16 protein-coding genes are annotated in these 23,392 nt (G+C 38.2%); 6 read left to right on the forward strand and 10 right to left on the reverse strand.

Going from position 1 to position 23,392, the window contains the following annotated elements:
* Positions 1-102 precede the first annotated feature (102 nt).
* The 5 genes from ACZZZK_RS02345 to ACZZZK_RS02365 all read left to right on the forward strand — a co-directional run bounded on the left by ACZZZK_RS02345 (position 103) and on the right by ACZZZK_RS02365 (position 3,437).
* Complete coding sequence (locus ACZZZK_RS02345) at positions 103-465, forward strand: hypothetical protein (protein ID WP_463482678.1); 363 nt, start codon at positions 103-105, stop codon at positions 463-465.
* Positions 456-1,259 carry an MlaE family ABC transporter permease gene (locus tag ACZZZK_RS02350; protein ID WP_463482679.1) on the forward strand — a complete coding sequence of 268 codons (804 nt, stop codon included), beginning with the start codon at positions 456-458 and terminating at the stop codon, positions 1,257-1,259. Before ACZZZK_RS02345 ends, ACZZZK_RS02350 begins: the two co-directional genes overlap by 10 nt.
* A gap of 4 nt (positions 1,260-1,263) precedes the next feature.
* A complete protein-coding gene (locus tag ACZZZK_RS02355; protein ID WP_463482680.1) occupies positions 1,264-2,034 on the forward strand; it encodes an ABC transporter ATP-binding protein in 771 nt (256 codons plus the stop codon).
* A gap of 2 nt (positions 2,035-2,036) precedes the next feature.
* A complete protein-coding gene (locus ACZZZK_RS02360; protein ID WP_056850009.1) occupies positions 2,037-3,008 on the forward strand; it encodes an MlaD family protein in 972 nt (323 codons plus the stop codon).
* A gap of 249 nt (positions 3,009-3,257) precedes the next feature.
* The gene (locus tag ACZZZK_RS02365; protein ID WP_463482681.1) at positions 3,258-3,437 is read left to right on the forward strand and encodes a hypothetical protein; all 180 of its coding nucleotides are present in this window, start codon (positions 3,258-3,260) and stop codon (positions 3,435-3,437) included.
* Positions 3,438-3,456: 19 nt separating this feature from the next.
* On the opposite strand, the gene ACZZZK_RS02370 is transcribed toward ACZZZK_RS02365, so the two are convergent.
* From ACZZZK_RS02370 to proS, 10 genes are all read right to left on the reverse strand, one after another.
* Positions 3,457-4,104 carry a response regulator gene (locus ACZZZK_RS02370; RefSeq protein ID WP_463482682.1) on the reverse strand — a complete coding sequence of 216 codons (648 nt, stop codon included), beginning with the start codon at positions 4,102-4,104 and terminating at the stop codon, positions 3,457-3,459.
* A 133-nt stretch (positions 4,105-4,237) separates the two neighbouring features.
* Positions 4,238-5,209 carry a PorP/SprF family type IX secretion system membrane protein gene (locus ACZZZK_RS02375; RefSeq protein WP_463482683.1) on the reverse strand — a complete coding sequence of 324 codons (972 nt, stop codon included), beginning with the start codon at positions 5,207-5,209 and terminating at the stop codon, positions 4,238-4,240.
* A gap of 14 nt (positions 5,210-5,223) precedes the next feature.
* Positions 5,224-6,516, reverse strand: a complete 1,293-nt coding sequence (locus ACZZZK_RS02380; RefSeq protein WP_463482684.1) for a gliding motility-associated C-terminal domain-containing protein — start codon at positions 6,514-6,516, stop codon at positions 5,224-5,226.
* 9 nt (positions 6,517-6,525) lie between these two features.
* Positions 6,526-9,084, reverse strand: a complete 2,559-nt coding sequence (locus ACZZZK_RS02385) for a hypothetical protein (RefSeq protein ID WP_463482685.1) — start codon at positions 9,082-9,084, stop codon at positions 6,526-6,528.
* A gap of 11 nt (positions 9,085-9,095) precedes the next feature.
* Complete coding sequence (locus ACZZZK_RS02390) at positions 9,096-9,602, reverse strand: hypothetical protein (RefSeq protein WP_463482686.1); 507 nt, start codon at positions 9,600-9,602, stop codon at positions 9,096-9,098.
* Between the two features lie 8 nt (positions 9,603-9,610).
* On the reverse strand, positions 9,611-17,242 hold the full coding sequence (locus tag ACZZZK_RS02395) for a beta strand repeat-containing protein (protein ID WP_463482687.1): 7,632 nt from the start codon (positions 17,240-17,242) through the stop codon (positions 9,611-9,613).
* A 520-nt stretch (positions 17,243-17,762) separates the two neighbouring features.
* Positions 17,763-18,377: a Crp/Fnr family transcriptional regulator gene (locus tag ACZZZK_RS02400; protein WP_463482688.1), complete on the reverse strand. Its 615-nt coding sequence runs from the start codon at positions 18,375-18,377 to the stop codon at positions 17,763-17,765.
* A gap of 113 nt (positions 18,378-18,490) precedes the next feature.
* The gene (locus tag ACZZZK_RS02405; RefSeq protein WP_463482689.1) at positions 18,491-19,339 is read right to left on the reverse strand and encodes a TIGR02757 family protein; all 849 of its coding nucleotides are present in this window, start codon (positions 19,337-19,339) and stop codon (positions 18,491-18,493) included.
* Positions 19,340-19,426: 87 nt separating this feature from the next.
* Positions 19,427-20,566, reverse strand: a complete 1,140-nt coding sequence (locus tag ACZZZK_RS02410; RefSeq protein ID WP_463482690.1) for a cystathionine gamma-synthase — start codon at positions 20,564-20,566, stop codon at positions 19,427-19,429.
* A 124-nt stretch (positions 20,567-20,690) separates the two neighbouring features.
* On the reverse strand, positions 20,691-22,163 hold the full coding sequence (proS, locus tag ACZZZK_RS02415) for a proline--tRNA ligase (RefSeq protein WP_463482691.1): 1,473 nt from the start codon (positions 22,161-22,163) through the stop codon (positions 20,691-20,693).
* Positions 22,164-22,362: 199 nt separating this feature from the next.
* Here proS and ACZZZK_RS02420 point away from each other — a divergent pair, with 199 nt between their 5' ends.
* Positions 22,363-23,370: a hypothetical protein gene (locus ACZZZK_RS02420; protein ID WP_463482692.1), complete on the forward strand. Its 1,008-nt coding sequence runs from the start codon at positions 22,363-22,365 to the stop codon at positions 23,368-23,370.
* Positions 23,371-23,392 lie beyond the last annotated feature (22 nt).

Raw genomic sequence — 23,392 nt, forward strand, 5'->3', positions numbered from 1 at the left:
CTTTATTAAATTGGATACTGAAGTGCCTAATTTCGATTTCAAAAATATTTCGAATACTTTCCATCTAAACAAACAATTTCCCTAGCTATCTGTATTCTTAAAATGAGAATAATTTTGGCGCTTCCAATTGCTCTTTTAGCCATCGCCTGTCACAATACCAATCCAGAAAAGGGTTCGGGCGGGAATAAAGTCGATAAGCAGGTCACATTATCAAATGATGCGATTGTAGATTCCACCAAAGCACTGCTGGATCAATCTTTCGAATTGGACCAGAAACATATCGACGGAATGATCTCGAATACTGAATATGATCAAAATAAAAAATCTTTAATGACTACCTTTAATGTGCTTTATAAAAGTTTGTCTCCAGCCGATACGCTAAAAGTGACCGAGTATCGCATTCAGAAAGAGGCAATAATTAAAGAAGATTCTACCAAAAAGACTAAAGCATCAAGATGGGAATAGAAAAAGTGGAAGATCCCAAAGATCATCCAAAACCTGTTGGAAAATTCGCTCAAACATTCATCAACCTCTACGAGGTTTTCCGTTTTATTGGCCGTTTTTTTAAGGAAGCATTTTTGCCTCCGTACGAGTTTAAGGAATTAATGCGTCAATGTTACGAAATTGGTTATCGTTCAGCTTTATTAATTTCAACCACCGGCTTTATTACAGGATTGGTTTTTACAAAACAATCGCGTCCATCCTTGTCAGAATTTGGCGCAACATCCTGGCTCCCATCGTTGGTGGGAATTGCCTTATTAAGAACCCTTGCTCCGCTGCTTACAGGCCTAATTGCCGCTGGAAAAGTTGGTTCGAGCATTGGTGCGGAGCTTGGATCAATGAAGGTAAGCGAACAAATTGACGCCATGGAGGTCTCGGCGACAAATCCATTCAAATTCCTGGTATCAACCCGGGTAATGGCCGCTACCATTACCATGCCCATACTCACCTTTTATACAGCAATGGTAGGCATGTTGGGTGCCTTACTTAACGTGTCCGTTAACGAAGGCACTAGCGCAACTACATTTTTTCAAAGCGCCTTAGAAAGCATCACTTTCCTCGATATTATTGCATCAACCTTCAAAGCCATTCTTTTTGGTTTCACTATTGCAATAGTCGGTTGTTATCAGGGTTACAATTCATCAAAAGGCACTGAAGGTGTAGGTAAAGCTGCTAATTCATCGGTAGTAACGGCAATGTTCCTTATTTTTATTGAGGAAGTAGTTTGCGTACAAATTTTCAGTTTGTTTAACAGCTAATCGCATGGTACAAAAAGAAATCTTAAACAGCACCGAAAAGGTGATCGAGATCAAAAATCTCTATAAGGCTTTCGGCAGCTACCAGGTATTGGAAAATGCTTCTCTCGATCTTTACAAGGGAGAAAATTTGGTGGTTTTGGGTAAATCCGGAACAGGAAAATCCGTGTTGATTAAAATCATCATCGGTCTGCTCAAACCAGATTCAGGCCTGGTAAATGTATTAGATCATGTTGTAGATGATATTTCTTACGAACAATTATTGGCACTCCGCCTTCGGGTAGGTTTCTCTTTTCAAAATAGTGCGCTTTATGATAGTATGACGGTAAGGGAAAACCTGGAATTTCCTTTGGTAAGAAATCGCAGGGATTTGAGCAAACAGGAAGTTAAAGATTTAGTGGAAGAAATGCTTGATGCAGTGGGGTTATCGCAAACCATCAATCAAATGCCTTCCGAGCTTTCCGGGGGACAACGAAAAAGGATTGGAATTGCCCGAACGTTGATTTTGAAACCGGAAATCATGCTTTATGATGAGCCTACTGCAGGGCTGGATCCAATTACATCTAAAGAAATAAACAAACTGATCAATACCGTACAGGAACGTTACCATACCAGCGCAATCGTAATTACCCACGATTTAACCTGTGCTAAAGAAACCGGGAACAGGGTAGCCATGTTGGTCGAACGTAGTTTCGAACGTCAGGGATCTTTCGACGATATTTTCAATTCCGGAGATCCGCAAGCACAACCATTTTTTGATTATAATTTTATACAGTAACCATGAACGATAATAAGAAGAAAATAACTGTTGGAATATTTATTGCCATTGGCATTTTGATATTCGTTTTTGCCATTTTTACTTTAGGTAGCCAAAAGAAAACCTTTGTTAAAAGCTTTACCTTGAGTGTTGTTTTTAACGATATCCAGGGATTGAAAAAAGGAAACAATGTATGGTTTTCTGGTGTTAAAATCGGCACAATCAAAAAGATTGAATTTTTTGGAACCTCACAGGTACGCGTATTTCTGAGCATAGAAGAAGATGTGCATAAATACATCCATAAAGATGCGGGTGCAAGCATTGGTGCCGATGGTTTAATCGGAAATAAAATTGTGGTGATCACCGGTGGAAATCCAAAATTTCCTTTCGTGGAAGACGGCGACGTGCTGAAGGTAAATAATTCCTTATCTACTGATGACATCATGAAAACCCTTCAGGTAAACAATAAAAACTTAGTCGACGTAACCGGCGACTTCAAAATTCTTGCCCATAACCTGGTAGATGGAAAAGGTGCTGCTGGTGCACTCCTTTCTGATGAAAAGTTGGCCCAGGATTTTAAAACAATGGTTGCTAACTTGAATAGAATAACAGCTTCAACTGCGCAAACAGCACAAAGCTTAAACACATTCGGGAAAACACTGAATACCAAAAATGGCTTAATGGATAAAATGATGACGGACACGGCGGTATTTGCTAAGCTGGAACGCTCTGCCAGCACACTACAAAAAACTGCTCAATCGGCATCTGTAATGGCGGCTAACTTAGAAAAGGCTTCTGGAAAATTAAATAGTAACGATAACGCAGCAGGTTTACTGCTTAACGATGCTAAAACTGCCGATCAGGTAAGGGCAATTATGATCAATCTGGAAAAAAGCAGCAAGAAGCTAGATGAAGATTTAGAAGCTTTACAAAGCAACTTCTTGCTTCGCGGTTTCTTTAAAAAACGTGCCCGTGATTCAGTAAAAAACAAGTAAGAGATACTTCAATCGTTCATTATCCCAAACGCTGGCAAAATGATGAAGAAATGGCTATTGATTATTGGAGCAATTCTGATCCTTCTAATCTGCTTGCTCTTTACCCAAAGAAAGAACTTGCTGGAAATTGGAACAAGTCATGGAACATCTAAAAGTCCGTTAAAAAGATAGGCTCTCCTTAGATGAATCGCAATTAGCTAAAACTTTTAACTTTCGAGCTTTGTTAAACAGTTAAATAAAAGAATTATCATGGAAACGAAGGAAAAAGATCAAGATAAAGGGAAAGCTAAAACTTCAGGAACATCCAAAGAGAAAGCAAGTTTTGACCAGAATGGAAAGGGTGCTTCCGAAAAATATGGCCAGGCAGGAGATAGTCCTAACGAATCTGGTGAAGAAGGTACTGGAACAACAAATGAAAATAAAAAATAAGGATGCTTGGGAGCAATCCTTATTTTTCGTAGATGCTCATCTTCTCGGCAAGTTCAATAATACTTTTAATTTTCAGCTTTTGGAACAACCTCAATTTATAAGTACTTACAGTTCCCATTTGCAAATTAAGTTGATTGGAAATTTCCAACACCCCAACACCTTTGGTCAGCAATTCGGCAACTTCTAGCTCTCTTCCAGATAGCTTTGTAAACGGATTATCTGCATCGTTACCTAAAATACTATTAAACATATTTTCCTTTACGTTGCGGCTAGAGTAACGGCTACCTGCTAAAATGGTGGTAATGGCTGTTACAATTTCAGACTCTTCAGCGTTTTTAGTTAAATAACCCGAGGCTCCTGATTTTAGGTAAGGTACTGCGTAAATGTTTTCATTTAGGGAGGAGAACACCAATATTTTAGCATTGGGTTGAACCATTTTAATTTGATCAATTACCTTTAAATTATTGCCTCCAGGCAAATTCACATCGATAATGATTAGGTTGGGTGCTTTCTCGGTTTCTATAAGCGCTTGCTCTAGTGTTGCCGCATGGATAATTTCTACTCCAGCCCAAAAATCCGATATTAAGCTTTTTAAACCTCTGCGAATAATCTCATGGTCATCGGCAATTAGCACAGTAAAGGTACTTCCAGTATTCTTTGCTTTCATGTTAATTAGATATTTTGCAATTTAATAAATTGTTTCGTTTTTATAGTATTTTGTCTGTTTTTTTATTCATAAAAAGACACTTTTTTATCAATTAAGTCTGTAAATCTTATCTTACAGATTCCAGGATATGTATCTAAAACACCCTTGGTGTTGCCATTCTGATATTTGGCCTGATGAAGGAATAGGCAATCGAAATTTCATGTGTGCCTCCGCTATATCCTTGCAATGGACCAATTGAAAAATCATATCCATAACCTATTCTTAACCTTTCGGATGGAAAAATCTGAATCGCGGCTACTGCTGAATTTCGTTGAGATAAATCTTTTTGAAGATAACTTTTATCGTAAAGCTTCACACCTGTACGATATGATCCGCCAACCCACAAAAATTCTTTGACCATTAAAAAAGCATTCACATCTAAACTCGTTGGTCCGCCCCTATCATCTTTTAAAAGGAAAGATGGCTTAATCTGGAAATCCTCATTTATTGGAAACAAAGCACCAGCAGTTAAATAAAAATGTGGCTTTGGCTGTGGTATAAACGCATAACGATCAATATCAATATAGGCAGCAATTAAATTATCAGCAGAAAAACCTGCATAAAATTTATCGTTTGCAAAATATACACCTGCTCTGGCATCGGGCAAAATGGTACTCTGTACACCAACTGGCTGAAAAGGTTCTGGATCGTTTGGGTTTAGCATCGAACCATCAATACCCAATTGAACCATACCAACCCCTAAACCTAAAGCCAACCGAGAGCTACCATCATTATTCAATCTAATACGGTAAGCGTAGTTTCCATATAAGGCCAGATTGGTTTGTGCTCCCAGTTTATCGCTAGATACCTGAAGCGCCAAACCTACATTTCCATCGTTCGCAATAGCATCTACGGCTAACGACATACTTTTCGGTGCACCAGTAATCCCTGTCCATTGACTGCGGTAAAAGCTGTGAACATTCAAAACCTCTTTATACCCCGCATAAGCCGGATTAATATAGATGCCATTGAACATGTACTGGCTATACTGTGCGTCTTGCTGGGCAGAAACTGGTTTTACAAAAAACAAGATGGAACACCCGATTAACAATAATATTTTTTTCATTCTCACGATATCCATTAGTTTTTAAATGCACGAATTAACGTGATGTATCCCTTAAATACCTGCCAAGGCGAAGAAGCATTTTCTTTAACTCTCAACAAATAATAGTAAGTACCTTCATTCAGGCCTTCGCCAGTCCAGTTATTTTGATAGTTACTTGATTTATAGACTTCGTTACCCCAACGGTTTACAATAACCAGGTCGTTTTGCGAGAACAAGTTAAGACCACGGATTTCGAACATATCGTTGGTACCATCACCATTAGGTGTAAATAAGTTTGGTATAAATAGGTTGCTTCCGGAAATAGAATGCTTGGTAAAAAAAGCTCCATTTGCCGCCATATCTGCTCCAATGAGCACACTCGACCGGGTATGAACACCTAACGATGGGTTTGTCCCGGCTACGATATCCCAATTGGAATTACCTAAATAGCGGGCAATGGTAGCGGTGGCATCAACGAATTTAGAACCGTTTGTATTTTGATTGTGTTGAAGTGTAATCGTGGTTTGAACAGGTACTGATGAATAAATATTCCAGGTACGATCCATTCCCTGAACAGTGGTTATTCCAGGAAGGTTGGCACCCGTGTAATTTTGTACACTGACATAAAGTTTGCCTGCCGCCTGAGGTGTTAACGTTGCGGGAGTATAATCGCCTTCAGCAATACCAACCGGAAAAACGAAGGTTGAACTTCCTGAAAACTCTTTAACCATGTGCCCGGAGATACTGTTACCGGTAACTACCATTCTATTTTGGCTATAATTGGTAATTTTTCCAGCATCATTAAAAACGAGGTTGCTGCCATTCAAGATAATGTTGGCATTGTTCTGTGCCAAATCTAGCGTACCCCCAATATTAAGCGTGGCTGCAAGCACACCCGATGGATTAGCTGTTCCATAACCTGGATCAGCAATATCACTCAGCGTAGCACTGTTTCTATTGTGGTGCTCGATTAACAGATTGATGAAATTACTATTGTTTCCATCAATTATCGTTGAACTCGATGGCATATCAGCATAAAATGGATTGTCTCCAGGATTATAAATTACAATCTTACCCGAGCCAGAGAATTTTGCACCAGGTGCAATCCAAATGTTTTTACTATAAATTTCCAATGTTCCATCGATAACCCAATTTGCATTGGGCCCAAAATAGGTACCTTCCGCATAACGGCTTTCCGTATTTCCTACCGAAACAATTACAGCAGAATCATCTACAGTTTTACTTCCTGCACCAGTTTGCGCATAAATTTTTACAGTTCCAATAGACAGAAAAATCAAAAGTAGAATAGGTATAATTTTCTTTATCATTTTCTGAGATTAATTTTTGATGATTTTTGCCGGAAGCATTGGATTAGTGATGATATTACAAAGTCGCACATCCATTATGGCTTCTGCAGAATACATTACACAACTATTAGCTGATGTTAGCTTTGCTCTAATTTTCAATTGATCAATATTAATAGAAGGATTATCAATGGTTAGAGTAGATCCGCTTGACACCAATTGATTTTGAAAAGTTGCAGCAGTTAACGTTGTCCAGGTGCTTGTTGTGGTATTGAAATATTCCCAACTCACCTGGTTGGCATTGCTTTGAATAACTAAAGTTTGGATGTTGTCAGCACAAACAGAAAAATCTGTCAGGTTTTGAGTGATTACAGGCATTGCATAAACTTCTACAGTAAAGCTAACTTTTGGACCATAGCAGGTTACATTATTCTGCGTTGTACCTTCCGCTACCTGGTAAGTGTAAATTCCTGCTGCAGTTGGCGCCGGCGGATTGGCTAAAGGTGTTGTACTATTATTATCGAAGTAATACAATTGATAGCCCTTCGTCGATCCTACAGATGACAGTTGAACGTTAAGCGGTACAGGTGAGCCGATACAATATTGAATATTTGCAGCAGTTGGTTGAGTACTTACTATCTCTACTACCGTTTCTAAACTTAGGTAACACCCAATAGGCATTCCACTTAAAACTGCATAATATTTCGTAGCGATTCCAGTAGGATTTACAGCAAAATTGCCGGTAACCTCTGTAGCTAAATAGCCTGCTGTTCCTGGCTGTTGAGTATAAAACTTCGTTCCTGCCGGATAACTTGAAGTGATGGTAGCCCGAGGAATTACATTATTAACTACTGAACAAAATGCTTTAAATTGTTTAGAACCATTGATTACATCATTAGGACAAGCGTTCAAAAATGCCTGTGATGGTACAATGGTTAAGGTAAAAGGATCGCGAATTGGCGTGTTACCGCAATCGGAATTGTAACCGATAACAAATCCATTATTAATGGGAATGCCTGAGTTGGTTCCAGTACCTGTAAAAGTTCCATCAAGATTGATAGATAAACCACATGCGCCACCAGTTTTAAGAATTGTACAATCATTGGTAACCCGGATGCTATATTTCAGTTGCGCAAGGATCGTATTAGGGTCTGTTGGCTTAATTAAATTACCTACTGTCCACTTCAATACCCCTCCTGGCGTAACGTTCGGGTCTGTTGCACCCGATGGGTGTGACCAGGTAACCGAACCGCTTCCTACCGTTACACTGGAACTTACATAATGCGCATTAAATGGTATTGGTATTTCTACCACACCGTTACTGATAGGCTCAGTACCTTTATTATAAATTGTTGAGGTAAACTCTATGTTTTGATTTGGATCTACTGTACCTCCATTGGGTACGCTGGATACGTTTGCATTAAAAACCTGAACCTCCGGAATGTAAGCATCAACGGCAAAAGTAATATTGAAAATATTATAGTAATCTCCACTGGAGCCATAACGAAAAGATGTAGCGGTTTGATTATTATTAATTAATACATTACCAGTATTATTGAGATTGAACATAGCGATGTCAATCCCATCATTATCAACATTATTAGGAACCCTCGGGTTTCCTCCTGTAAAGATTGAGGAGTTGAAGAAATTATTTGTACTATTCGATCCGTGAGATAGGGCAGTGAAGTTACCGGACAGCCTTTGTTGAATACTAAAATAATCACCGGTTAAAGATCTATCTCCTTCACCCGCCATCATCCCCATTTTTATATTTACATTACCATTCTGTACAGCTTGAAATCCAGAAACATCTAATGTTCCGTAATTACTACTGGAAGAAGAACCTTTAACATAACCAAAACCATCGAACACCGTAATGTTGCGCCAAGGTAAAGCCGCATTTTCGTAAACAATCACGAGTCCCCAACCAGAATAATAACCAATCCTAGGATTGCTAAGACCATCTGAACCCTCGAAAGTTGCTATGTTGGCTACAGCGTAGGTACCCGTTTTTGCAGCACTCACTAAATCAGTTACATCATAAAAACCCGCATACATTCCCGAAACATCCGATCCACCATAAAAAATATCAGTGGCGGTGAGGTCAACATAATTTGTTGCGCCTGGCACTTTAAATTTTACAGTTTTTTTGTTCATGCCATTGCCTGCATTCCCAACCTTACTAAGCACATCTCCCGAATTATCATCCCCTCTACCTGTCCAATAAAGACCAGCGAATACAATTTTTGTACAGGCTAAACTGGCGTTAGATGGTAGCACAAAATCAGCAGATGATGAGTTTTTAATACTCGTATTTAATAAGTCTCCTGGCAATTTATTAAACACCATATTAGAGGCATTATCCGGCCCGGTAGCACTTTTGGCATTTGCGTTTCCAATCATATTAAAATCTCCTTGGAGATTATAAATAGATTTACCTTGATAGCTCCCGGGTGCTAACGTAGAAATTCGTGGTGTGAACGCTTTCTTCACCAACGCTTGAGAGAACGCTTTGAAATTCAGACCAAGTAATCCAAGAATTACTATAATTCTTAATCCAGCAGTTAAGTTTATCTTTGAATTGATTTTCATGGCTGCTTGTATTAAGAAGAAGTATTTGTTTTGTTAAGGATAACTTGTATTTGATCTGATAAAGCGGAAGAAGAGAGTAGATCTGCTAGAAGTTGCTTTACTTCTTCCACGCTTATTCCATCACTACTATTAATCAATAAATACTTAAGATTTGGAAAACCAGCTAAGTAACTATCGTCAAATTTAAATGCTTTACCCTTTTCTATATTCAATGAAATTACTTCTACTGTTTTGTAAGATTTTGACAACTCTGTGTTCTTAAGCTGTTCAATTTGTTGGTAGCTTAATTCCACCGTTTTAAACGAACCTTTGTCAGCCCACAGTAGGATTTCTTTACCAGTTTCAGAAATAAAAATTTTAGGAACAGTACCAAAAAACAGCATATTAATCTCATCCTTTTGTGTGGATGAAAAATCCTTTACGTGCTCACTGTATGTCTCTATTTTGGTAATCTGTGCTTTCGCTTTAATAGTAAAGCATAAAATCATTACCAATATTAATTGCGTTAATCTTTTCATGGCTTTGATTATTTAACAACAAATACAATGTTAGCGAATGAGGTAGTTTTTGCTTTTCCGGTTACGTTATAGGTCATTATGCCATTCGCATTAACCGAAGTAACCGTAATTACCGCAGCATCTACATAGGTAACATAGTATTCTAAATCTGTAGGATTTAACAGGAATGGAATGCTCTTTGCTGACCCGGTACTATTCATTGTACCTGGTACATTTTCAAATTGTGCTTTATAGAGGTTATAAAGATTTACAGTTTTTCCGGTGCTAATTGTTGCGACATCCAATACGATTGATGGCATATAAAACCACTTAGGCATAGCAGCATTGGCCAGTTTCAAAACTCCACTTGTTGGATCGGCTACTACAATTTTATCGGTGGTTGTGCCTGTTGTAGGTAAACCAGCGATAGCTAGAGTGTTTGATCCGTTTGTAGTAATGGCAGTTGGTGTAGTTAAAGCACCTCCAAGCTGAATATTGTTAGCTGTTTTGGTTAAACCATTGTTTGCAGTAGTATTGTCTCCCAATGTTGATTGATCAACCCACTGAGTTGTTCCAGCAGCATTTGTAATTAAAACCTGCCCGGTTGTGCCAGTTGTGATTTGATTATTAGTCACTTTACCCCCAATATTCGAGAGTGTTAAATTTGCTTCCACAACATCAACAGAAAATGCTTTCAAGGCAGCCCCTACCGGAGTTCCGCCTAACACTACTTTACTACTTCCAGCAGTAACATTTGCGCCAGTTGTAATCGCAGCAGCATTCACTGAAAGTGCACCATCTGTAGCAACAACTACTGAACCATTACCTTGTTTAACTACTCCTGAAGCAGTGCCATTTGCTGTAGCAACACTAACCGTATAAGCTGTATTTCCAGTTGCGTTTGGAGCAGGTGGCGTTACCGAAACATTTGTACCTGCAACAACTGTTGTTGTTTTTTGTGCAGCCTGTATTGCGGGAGTTAAATCTAAAGCTGGTGTTGTGGCTTGTCCATTTACGGTACTGATTAATTTATTATTTGCATCAAGTGTTAAGGTATTGGAATTGATAATCGTAACACCTGTTCCTGTTGTTCCATTTACAGTTGTAGTTAATGTATTAAGGTTTGAGCCATTGCTCACAACAGTCGGCGGAACAAGAGTAGATTTATCTACCCACGAACCAACATTCCCTGCACCAACTACCATCACTTGCCCGGCTGTGCCACCTTTAATCTGGCTTGCATTCAAGTTTAATTTTGTTTCATCAACATCTATTGAGAAAGCTTTCAATGCTGCTCCTGCGGGAGTACCGCCTAATTTTATTTTATCACTGCCAGTAGTAACATCTTTCCCTGTAGTAATTGTATTTGCATCAACAGTTAAAGTACCAGTTGCATCGATGGCCAAACCTGTACCAGGCTTAACTGCACCAACAACCGAAGTAGTAGCCACATTAGTATTCACTACATAGTTAGTGTTTTTTCCAGCTGTGCTTGAAGTAACTGTAGTATTCACACCATTCGATAAAGAAGTTGTAAACTGTCCAGCCTGGATTGCACCATCATTTACTTCTACTTTGTATGCTGTGTTATTTCCAGCTAAAGTTGAACTAACCGTAGTCGTTGTACCATTCACTACTGAACTTGTTTTCTGAGCAGCAGCAATTGCTGGGGCTAAATCTAAAGCTGGTGTAGTAGCAATTCCGTTAACTGTACTGATCAATTTTTTGTCAACATCTAGTGTTAATGTATTTGAATTAATAATATTTACTGCCGCTCCTGTTTTGCCATTTACAGTTGTAGTTAAGCTGTTCAAATTTGAAGTATTGCTTACTGTGGTTGCGTCAACTTTATTAATCCATTCCGTACCAGTACCAGCGGCATTTGTAGTTAATAATTGTCCAGCTGTTCCTGGCTTAATAGAAAGACTAACATCTTTAAGCGTTGCTCCATTACCACCTGTTACATTAATATCAGTACCAGTGATTGCTTTTGTACTGACTACACTGGCATCAGTAATGGCTTTATAAGTTACGTTGCCAGCGGCATCTGCAGTGGCTACTTTGTTTGCATCAGTTCCATCAGTTGCCGCGCCAAGTTTTGTCGCCGTCACCGCTTTATCTTTTATGTTGATCGTTACATCTTTTAATAGTGACGTAGGCGCATTGGCAGATAAAGATAAATCTGTAGAACTTAAAGCTTTACCGGTAGTAATTGCAGCAGCATCAACCGAAAGTCCGCCATCTGCAGCCACTACAACAGAGCCATTACCTTGTTTCACCACACCTAATGTTGTACCATTTGCAGTAGCAACGTTTACTTTATATTGATCGGCTACAGTACCAGAACCGGTAACAGTTGTGTTGGTACCGTTTACTAATTTAGTCTCAGCACCAGTTACCAATGTAGTTAAATCAGTGTAGGTTACATTTCCAGCTGCATCAGCTGTCGCGATACGATTTACAATGGTACTTGTTCCAGCTGTTAACTTAGCTGCCGTAACATTTTTATCTTTGATATCTGAAGTTTCAACCGCATCAGTTGCAATTTTAGCAGTTGTGATTGCATTGTCGGCAATGCCTAACTTCACGTCTTTTAAAACTGCATCTGTTCCGTCGCCGGCCGGACTATTAACTGTAATTCCCTCGCCGGTAATCGATTTTTTATTTGCAAGCGATGTTGCATCAAACGTTTTGTAAGTTACACCACCTGTTCCATCTGCTGTGGCCAACTGACCAGCAGTAGCACCATCAGAATTTAACATGGCCGCTGTAATTGATTTTGATTTAACAGTGGCAACTACATTTTTCAAAGTTGCACCAGTACCATCAGCAAATGTAATTTGATCAGAAGTTAAGTTACCAGCATTCAAAACATCGGTAGCGCCCACTGTAGGTTTTTTACCTATCCAGGCTCCGTTTTCGAAAGTTAATACCTGGCTAGCTGTTGGAGCAGTTGCACTCACAGGCGTACCTTGCAATTTTTCAACTTTGGTTGCATTTGCTGCTCCCGTTACGTCTCCTGCTAAAGTAATATTAGCCAGATCAGCTGCGACAGTATATGTTGTTACAGCTCCAGCAGTTACCGGTGTTACAGTTGTACCTGTACCAGCCGCTACAACTGTAGTTTTTTGACCAGCCTGAATAGCATCCTTTAAGTCAACTGGAGCACCTGTTGTACCATTTACAGTAGTTGTTAATGAAGTTCCTATTACATTGTTACTTACTGTTGTACTGCCAGCAATTCCATCCACTGTAGACCAAACCACATTTCCAGCCCCATCATATCCTAAAACAAGTTTACTTGTACCTGCAGGAGCATTGATTTTTTTAGTTGTGATGGAGTTATCGTTAATTTTAAGATCAGTAGTTTCTAAAACAGCACCAGTTAAAGAATTTGTGTTGTTAACGCTAATAATTCCATCTGTAGTGATGTCTTTTTTACCAGTTAAGGTGCCTGGCGTAAGATTTTGATAAGTCACCACGCCACTTGCATCAGCAACCCCTACTCTTCCCACTGTTCCTGCTCCGGCATCAAGTTTTGTCGCAGTAATCGCTTTATCTATTACCTTTTCAGTAGTCACTGCATTATTTGCGAGTTTAGCTGTAGTAATCGCAGCATCTTTCACTTCAACCTTGTATTCTGTATTTCGTGGATTTGCAATACTTGCAGCAGATGTTATGCTAGTAGTTACACCATCGACAACGCTAGCCGTTAATTGATTGGCTTCAACCAGATCCTTGATGGCGATGGTTGTCGCATTACCTTTTGAATCGGTATAGGTTAAAACATTATTGGTTTTATCATAAACTAAAGCGGTAGTGTTCAATGGTAATGAAGTCACCAAACCTTTTCCGTCTGTGTAGTTTAAAGTGTTCGTCGTTTTATCGTAAGCCAAAGCGCCGTTGTTCAGATCAAGATCAGTTTTCAAACCTTTTTCATCTGTATAGCTTAATTTGTTTGTAGTCTTGTCGTAGGCAAGAACTGTTAAAGTTTCATTTGCTGCAACCAAATCTTTGATGGCAATTGTTGTTGAAACGCCTTTTGAATCGGTATAGGTTAAAACATTGTTGATTTTATCATAAACTAAAGCAGTAGTGTTCAATGGTAATGAAGTCACCAAACCTTTTCCATCTGTATAGTTTAAAGTGTTCGTGGCTTTATCATAAGCCAAGGCGCCATTGTTCAGATCAAGATCGGTTTTCAAACCTTTCTCATCTGTATAGCTTAGTTTGTTTGTAGTCTTGTCGTAGGCAAGGACCGTCAATGTTTCGTTCGCAGCAACCAGATCTTTAATGGCAATTGTTGTTGAAACGCCTTTTGAATCGGTATAGGTTAAAACATTGTTGATTTTATCATAAACCAGAGCAGTAGTGTTCAATGGCAATGAAGTCACCAAACCTTTTCCGTCTGTGTAGTTTAAAGTGTTCGTAGCTTTATCGTAAGCCAAAGCGCCATTGTTCAGATCAAGATCGGTTTTCAAGCCTTTCTCATCTGTATAGCTTAATTTGTTAGTAACCTTATCATAGGCAAGAACGGTCAAAGTTTCGTTCGCAGCAACCAGATCTTTGATGGCGATTGTTGTTGCAACGCCTTTTGAATCCGTATAGGTTAAAACGTTGTTGGTTTTATCATAGACTAGAGCAGTGGTGTTCAATGGCAATGAAGTCACCAAACCTTTTCCATCTGTGTAGTTTAAAGTGTTAGTTGCTTTATCGTAAGCCAAGGCGCCGTTGTTCAGATCAAGATCGGTTTTCAAACCTTTCTCATCTGTATAGCTCAACTTGTTTGTAATCTTGTCATAAGCAAGAACCGTCAATGTTTCGTTTGCTGCAACCAGATCTTTGATGGCAATCGTTGTTGCAACGCCTTTCGAATCGGTATAAGTTAAAACATTGTTGGTTTTATCGTAAACTAAAGCAGTAGTGTTCAATGGCAATGAAGTCACCAAACCTTTTCCGTCTGTATAGTTTAAAGTGTTCGTTACTTTATCATAAGCCAAAGCACCATTGTTCAGATCAAGGTCGGTTTTCAAACCTTTCTCATCTGTATAGCTCAATTTGTTTGTAGTCTTGTCGTAGGCAAGGACCGTCAATGTTTCGTTCGCAGCAACCAAGTCTTTAATAGCGATGGTCGTCGCATTCCCTTTCGAATCGGTATATGTTAAAACATTATTGGTTTTATCGTAAACCAGAGCAGTGGTATTTAATGGCAATGAAGTCACCAAACCTTTTCCGTCTGTATAGTTTAAAGTGTTAGTTGCTTTGTCATAAGCCAAAGCTCCATTGTTCAGATCAAGATCGGTTTTTAAACCTTTTTCATCTGTGTAGCTTAACTTGTTTGTAGTCTTGTCATAAGCAAGAACCGTCAATGTTTCGTTTGCTGCAACCAGATCCTTGATGGCAATTGTTGTTGCAACGCCTTTCGAATCGGTATAAGTTAAAACATTGTTGGTTTTATCGTAAACAAGAGCAGTGGTGTTCAATGGTAATGAAGTCACCAACCCTTTTCCGTCTGTGTAGTTTAAAGTGTTAGTTGCTTTATCATAAGCCAAAGCACCATTGTTCAGATCAAGATCTGTTTTCAACCCTTTCTCATCTGTATAGCTTAACTTGTTTGTAACCTTATCATAGGCAAGAACTGTTAAAGTTTCGTTCGCAGCAACCAGATCTTTAATGGCGATAGTCGTCGCATTACCTTTTGAATCGGTATAAGTTAAAACATTATTGGTTTTATCGTAAACTAAAGCAGTGGTGTTTAGTGGTAATGAAGTTACCAAACCTTTTCCGTCTGTGTAGTTTAAAGTGTTCGTAGCTTTGTCGTAAGCCAAAGCGCCGTTGTTCAAATCAAGATCAGTTTTCAAGCCTTTCTCGTCTGTATAGCTTAATTTGTTTGTAACCTTGTCATAGGCAAGAACCGTCAATGTTTCGTTTGCTTTTACAATTTGTGCAATGTTGATGGTTTGCTTTACTCCGCTATTATCGATATAAGTAAAATTAGCTCCATCATAAAAAACATTACCGCCAGTGTTTTTAACAATATTTTCGATGATTGTCCTTACTGAATTATCATTTGCAATAGTTTGAAAATTTGAGACTACATCAGCTGGGATGTTAATCAAAGTTGTTTTACCGTCTTCTGCAGTGTAAGTGTAAGTTCCGTTTTTATTATCAATTAAAGTAGTGATGGTTTCATTCGCTTTTACAATTTGGGCAATGTTGATGGTTTGCTTTACTCCGCTATTATCGATATAAGTAAAATTAGCTCCATCATAAAAAACATTTCCACCGGTGTTTTTAACAATATTTTCGATTATCGTTCTTACTGTATTATCGTTTGCGATAGTTTGAAAATTATTAACAACATCAGCTGGAACGTTAATCAAAGTTGTCTTCCCGTCTTCTGCAGTGTAAGTATAAGTTCCGTTTTTATTATCAATTAGGGTTGTGATGGTTTCATTCGCTTTTACAATTTGTGCAATGTTGATGGTTTGTTTTACGCCATTATTATCAACATAAGTAAAATTAGCTCCATCATAAAAAACATTTCCACCGGTATTTTTAACAATATTTTCGATTATCGTTCTTACTGTATTATCGTTTGCGATAGTTTGAAAATTATTAACAACATCAGCTGGAACGTTGATCAACGTTGTCTTCCCGTCTTCTGCAGTGTAAGTGTAAGTTCCGTTTTTATTATCAATTAAAGTAGTGATTGTTTCATTCGCTTTTACAATTTGAGCAATGTTGATGGTTTGCTTTACGCCGTTATTATCAACGTAAGTAAAATTGGTTCCATCGTAAAAAACATTTCCACCGGTATTTTTAACGATATTTTCGATGATGGTTCGTACCGAATTATCGTTGGCTATAGTTTGAAAATTTGAAATCACATTTGCAGGAACGTTTATTAAAGTTGTCTTCCCGTCTTCAGCAGTGTAAGTGTAAGTTCCGTTTTTGTTATCAATTAGTGTAGTGATCGTTTCATTCGCCTTTACAATTTGGGCAATATTGATGGTTTGCTTTACGCCGTTATTATCAACGTAAGTAAAATTGGCTCCATCGTAAAAAACATTTCCACCGGTATTTTTAAAGATACTCTCTAAAATCGTCCTGACAGAGTTATCGTTAACAATTGATTGGAAATTATTAATTACATCGGCTGGAACATTAATCGTGGTAGTTTTGCCACTTTCCGAGGTATATAAATAAGTCCCATTTTCTTGCTTTACCAAAGAAGTTACAGTTTCATTTTTCTTAACAACATCTTTCAAATCGATGTTGGCTGGTAAGTTGGTGGCCGGATCAATATAGGTGATCGTATAGGTTACAGGGTTATATGTAATACCTGACGCCTGGCCTTGACGAGCCAAAATCCACTGTGTTCCGTCGTTATAGTAAATACCTGGAACAACATCAGCAATCTTTTGTGTGTTGTAAACCATCATACCTGCAGCATGAGCAGAAAGCGGAGCTGGATTTTTCGAATCCTTCAGCATCACCCTCGAAAATAACAAACCCTTGTTATTACTCTCCAGTTCAAGAATTGCATCTTTGTTTGGTAAATTACTTTGTACAACTGTACCGTCTTTCATTTTTTGCTGAGCAACAGCGCTAAAAATGGTTAATGTAAGACCTAAAGCAAGCAGTAGATTTTTTTTCATTTTGATTAGAAATTGTGAGCGTTATAAATATTCTCAGTTTGTGGTTTAATCAGGTTTAATCCAATTAAAAATTCTTCTTAAAATTTAATTTATCTTAACAAAATTTCAATTTTAAAATATGCTGTATCTCGTTGATTTAAAACCAGTTTTAACATACAAAACAACCTAAAATTGACCCTTTTTTAAGGGCCGCAAAACTAAACTATTTTTTGGATATCCACAAGCACATAATTAGGCCAATTTTAGCGCTGCTATTTGTTCTTTTTTTGTCAAAAACTGTATTACCAATAATACAAACGAGATAAAAATTGACAATATTTTCTAAAAGCAAAATTATTGGACGAAATAGAGGGATAGATTATTTGACAATAATCAACAACATAATAACAAAATGTCGAATTTATATTACAGAAATAGGTTGATTTTGCAATTATTGAGCAAACAAAAAGGGCTAAGTTTTTGTATCAAAAACTTAGCCCTTCTAGAGATATTTGAGGAATTTATTTGTGTAATAAGCTTATTAAATTTTTGCTCTTATTCTGCTCAAAGTTTCCAATCGTATGGCTAAAAAAGATGCAATATGTTTCAATGATACACGATTGATTAAATCAGGGAAAGATAACAAGAATCGCTTGTATCGTTTTTCGGCAGACGAGATGCGGCATAAGAAGGCTCGCTCTTCAGCAGAACGGTAATAAAGCTCCATCATCTTTCGTCCAACAACGTTGGCCTCCGCAAAATTTTCATATAAATATTCTGAAAGCACATGCGGAATAGCAATGAGATCAACATCTTCCAGTGCCTGCAAATATTCTTCTGAATCTCCATCGATCCATAAATTCCTAATCGTGCCCACAATTTCATTCTCCATAGCAATCCAGGTAGTGATTTCAGAAGCCCCATCTTTAATAAACCCTCTTACCACGCCTTTAACTATTAAAAAAAGATATTTATTTCGATCTACAGGAGAAACCAGGAATTTATTTTTCTTATAACTTATCGGAAAAGTATGCTGATTAATGCGCTTTTCAATTTCATCATTCAGCGGATGAAATTTTTTAAATATTGAAATTAATGGAGAAAAATTATTGTATTTCTTCCATCTATCTTGGTCAGATAAATTAACTGCAATCATCGATAAAATATGGGGACAGATAAATTGTAATATCTATTGAAATTACTATGTAAGTATAGGAAGATAGATTGTAAAAAAGAAGCTTTTCTAGACTTTTCTTAATTATAGGGGCATTAAAGCACTTTCTCTACTCCTAACCCGAATAAAGCGAAATCATATTTCACTGGATCGCTATGATCAAACTGTTTTAAATTGTTAGTTAATTCAATTGCCGTTAACCAATCGGTTTGTTTTCTGGTGATTAAACCCAGTAACCGCCCTACCCTATCAACATGAACATCACAAGGACAGATCAAATGCTCAGGCTTTAAAGTTTCCCAAATCCCGAAGTCAACCCCCTTAGTATCCTTCCGCACCATCCATCGTAAAAACATATTTAGTCGCTTACAGGTTGACTTCTGTGCCGGTGAAGAAATGTGTTTTTTAGTTCGGTGAGGAAAATCTTCAAGAGAAAAAAAGTAGCTTCTGAAGTAGTTTAATGATTGTTCAATTGTGAAATTCAAATCGCTTGCAAAACACACTGCTGAAGACATTTCAACGGAAGGCAAGTCAGACATTGTTTCCAAATAACCATTTTGAAATGCATTTTCGGGAATAAAAGCATGTTCTAAACTATTATATTTCGCATAATGTGCTTTGAAAAAAGCTATAAAATAGAGTAGATCTGTATCGTTAAATGTTCTGTGCTTAAATTGCAGGAGCTGTTTCAGATCAGCATCCTGATGATGCAAAACGAAATCATGTGGCGAGTTATCCATTCTAGCTAACAACTCTCTGCACTTATTGATGATGGTTTTACGTTGTCCCCATGCCAGAATCGCAGCGAAAAAACCTGCAATTTCAATATCTTGCTTTTTAGCAAATAAGTGAGGAATACAAATTGGATCGTTAGCAATGAACTCTGGTCGATTATACTGTTCTACCTTACTGTCCAAAAAGTTTTGAAGTGCTAAGAAATCCATTCCATTTATACTAAAAAGTCATCCATCCGATCAGTCAAAAGCAGATCAAATGGATGACTAAAGTTATTAACTTCTTTTTTCAAATGCTTATTTTAAAGCATTTTCTAAATCTTCAAGCAAATCATCGATATCTTCAACCCCTACACTTAAACGCAAAAGGCTATCAATAACGCCCACTTTTTCTCGTTCCTCTTTCGGAATTGATCCATGGGTCATCGTTGCAGGGTGGTTAATTAAAGATTCTACACCACCTAATGACTCTGCCAAAGTAAATACTTTAAAATTTGATGCAATTCTAAAAGTTTCCTGTAAATCGGCTCCCTTTAAAGTAATAGAAATCATACCACCAAAACCTCTCATTTGTTTTTTAGCAACATCGTGGTTTGGATGATCTTCAAATCCTGGCCAGTAAATTTTGTCTACTTTTGGATGTGCTTTGAGGTAATGGGCAATGCGTTCGCCATTTTCACAATGCGCTTTCATCCGCAAATGCAGTGTCTTTATTCCACGTAAAACCAAAAATGAATCTTGTGGCCCAGGCGTTGCACCACAAGCATTATAGATAAACCACAAATCTTTGTACAATTGGTCATCATTGGTAACCAATGCACCCATCACTACATCCGAATGGCCTCCAATATATTTTGTAACCGAATGCATCACGATATCTGCTCCCAAATCGATAGGGTTTTGCAAGTAAGGCGAAGCAAAAGTGTTATCAACTGTTAATATTATCTTTTTTTCTTTTGTGATCTTTGCTACACCTTCAATATCAACAACTTGCATGGTAGGATTTGTGGGTGTTTCAATCCAAACCAGTTTAGTTTTATCGTTAATATAAGGTATAATATTTTCTGGTTTGGATAAATCTAAAAAGTGGAATTTAATTCCATACTTAGAAAAGATTTTAGTGAACATCCTGTAAGATCCACCATATAAATCATTTCCGGTAATCACTTCATCACCCGGCTGAAGCAGTTTTAAAACTGCGTCTGTAGCACCCATACCGCTAGAAAAAGCCAAACCATATTTGGCGTTTTCTAAAGCTGCCAAGCAATCTTCCAATGCTTTACGTGTAGGGTTTGTTCCCCGAGAGTATTCATAACCCTTGTTATCGCCTGGCGATTTTTGCCAATAGGTTGAAGTTTGGTAAATTGGTGTCATTACAGCACCAGTTGTTGGATCAGGTTCTTGACCTGCATGTATGGCTTTTGTTCCGAATTTCATTTTTTCTTTTGAGATGTGCGCTTCAAGTATCGAGATAAGATTGAGATTTCCCAATCTTATCTAAACAGTTTTACATTAATATTTCAATCATTAAGAAGACTCAGGACTATCGACTGAAGACTTTTTAGTATGCTCTCGCAAATAAAACACGTTGTATTGATGGCTTCCCAGAATAAATACAAACCCCATCTTCCAATTTATTATCTAAAGGAATACAACGAATGGTTGCTTTGGTTTCTTCTTTAATTTTTTGTTCTGTTTCTGGAGTTCCATCCCAATGGGCTGAAATAAAACCAGCTTTACCATCCAACAACTCCTTAAACTCTTCATAGCTGTTCGCTTCAGTAATATGCTCATCACGATAAGCTAAGGCCTTGTTAAACATGCTGGTCTGAATATCTTCCAGTAATTTCACAATGTATATATCTAAACCCTCCTGTGGAACAGTTTGTTTAACTTTCGTATCTCTACGGGCAATTTCCACTGTTTTGTTTTCTAAGTCGCGGCCACCAATAGCAATACGTACTGGTATGCCTTTCAATTCATAATCAGCAAATTTAAAGCCCGGACGTTGTGTATCTCTGTCATCGTATTTTACCGACACTCCCATTCCTTTTAAGCGCATTGTTAACTCATTTACATAAGCCGAAATTTTCGCTAAGTCTTCATCTCCCTTGTAAATTGGAACAATCACCACTTGAATTGGCGCCAATTTAGGTGGGATAATAAGTCCTGAATCATCACTGTGCGCCATAATAAGTGCACCCATTAAACGTGTAGAAACACCCCATGAAGTTGCCCAAACATGATCTAACTTACCATCTTTTCCAGTAAACTTTACATCAAAAGCTTTGGCAAAATTCTGACCTAAGAAATGGGAAGTACCTGCCTGTAGCGCCTTTCCATCTTGCATTAGGGCTTCAATACAATAGGTATCTAAAGCACCAGCAAATCTTTCATTTGGGGATTTTCTTCCCCTAACCACTGGAACGGCCAACCAATTTTCAGCAAAATCGGCATAGATGTGCAGCATACGTTCTGTTTCTTCAATCGCTTCTTCAGCAGTTGCATGAGCAGTATGCCCTTCCTGCCATAAAAATTCGGCTGTACGAAGAAACAACCTGGTGCGCATCTCCCATCGAACCACGTTAGCCCATTGATTAATTAAAATTGGTAAATCACGATAAGATTGAATCCATCCTTTATAAGTATTCCAGATAATAGTCTCTGAGGTTGGGCGAACGATAAGCTCCTCTTCTAATTTAGCAGTTTCATCCACCACAATATTTCCATTACCGTCATTTTTTAGACGATAATGTGTCACGACAGCACACTCTGTGGCAAACCCCTCAACGTGTGAGGCTTCCTTTGAAAAAAATGACTTCGGAATGAACAATGGAAAATAGGCATTTTGATGGCCTGTATCTTTAAACATTTTATCCAATACGGCCTGCATTTTTTCCCATATAGCATAACCATTGGGTTTAATTACCATGCAGCCTCTAACTGCCGAATGCTCAGCCAGATCGGCTTTTATAACGATATCATTATACCATTGAGAATAATCTGCTTCTCTGCTTGTAATTTCTTTGCTCATCTTATGTATTTGGAACGTAATTTGTGTGTTAAAAAAGGTGAAATTAGATCACAAATTTATAAATTTATGCCTACAAAACGATTATACAGTGAAGGCATTTGCATTAATACATAAATCTGACTAATTAAATAGTTGATTTTTAGTAAATTTGATCCATTTTTAGTAAATTAGTGAACACACACAACTAAATATAAACACAATGAAACCAATTAAATTTTTACCCATTGTAATGATTGCTGCTGCAGGGTTGGCGGCATCATGCTCTACAACAAAATTGGCCCAAACCAAAGCCAATGATGATGTATATAATTCCGTGGCGAAGGCGAGAGAGGTAGAAGCTTACGTTCCTCCTCAAAGTCAAGCCCAAGCACAGGTACAAGGACAAACCGAAGATTACGATGAATACTATGGGACCAGTAATCCTTATTATGATATGGACTACTCTTCCAGAATTAATCGTTTCTACAATGGCAGTAGCTTTCGTGGCTATTACGATCCATACTACGAAAACTTCAATTATGGCAATAGTTATGGCGCAACCACTTATTTAGGTTATGGCATGGGTTGGAATAATGGCTATGGTTTAGGTGGCTGGGGTGGTGGTTTCGGTTGGGGCGGTGGCTTCGGTTACGGCAGCATCTGGAATAATCCTTTCTATTATGGCAACATGGGCTACGGTTGGAATAACTGGGGCTGGAACAATTGGGGGCCATATTCATATTACGATCGCTTCGGTTGGGGCGGCGGTGGCTGGTACGGTGGTGGCTGGGGCTTAGGCGGCGGCTATTATGGCGGCGGCGTGATTACCAATAACAATTACAGACCTAGACCAGGAAGTAACGATAGAGGTGTTCCAAGATCTTATGGAAATGGTACCGCAGGGAATGTTGGAAGACCAAGTAGATCAGGTATTGCAAATTCAAACGGCCAAACAGGTCAAAGCTATGCGCCAAATAACAATGCAGGAAGACCTACCCGTAATCAAGGACCAGTTAGTAATAATGCTGGAAGAGGCTACACTCCGCAAGGAACACAAGGTAGTAGACCGACCAGAAACGAAAATTATACACCTCAACAACCTCAAAGAACTGAAATGAGCAGACCAACATATTCTCCACCTCCATCAAGTAGTGGAAGCAGCGGCGGCGGTTCTAATGGCGGCGGCGGCGGTGGTGGTTCCAGACCATCAAGAGCAGGACGAGGTTAATATCTTACTAATAAAGCACATT

The sequence above is a fragment of the Pedobacter sp. AC163 genome (genome assembly GCF_979258665.1).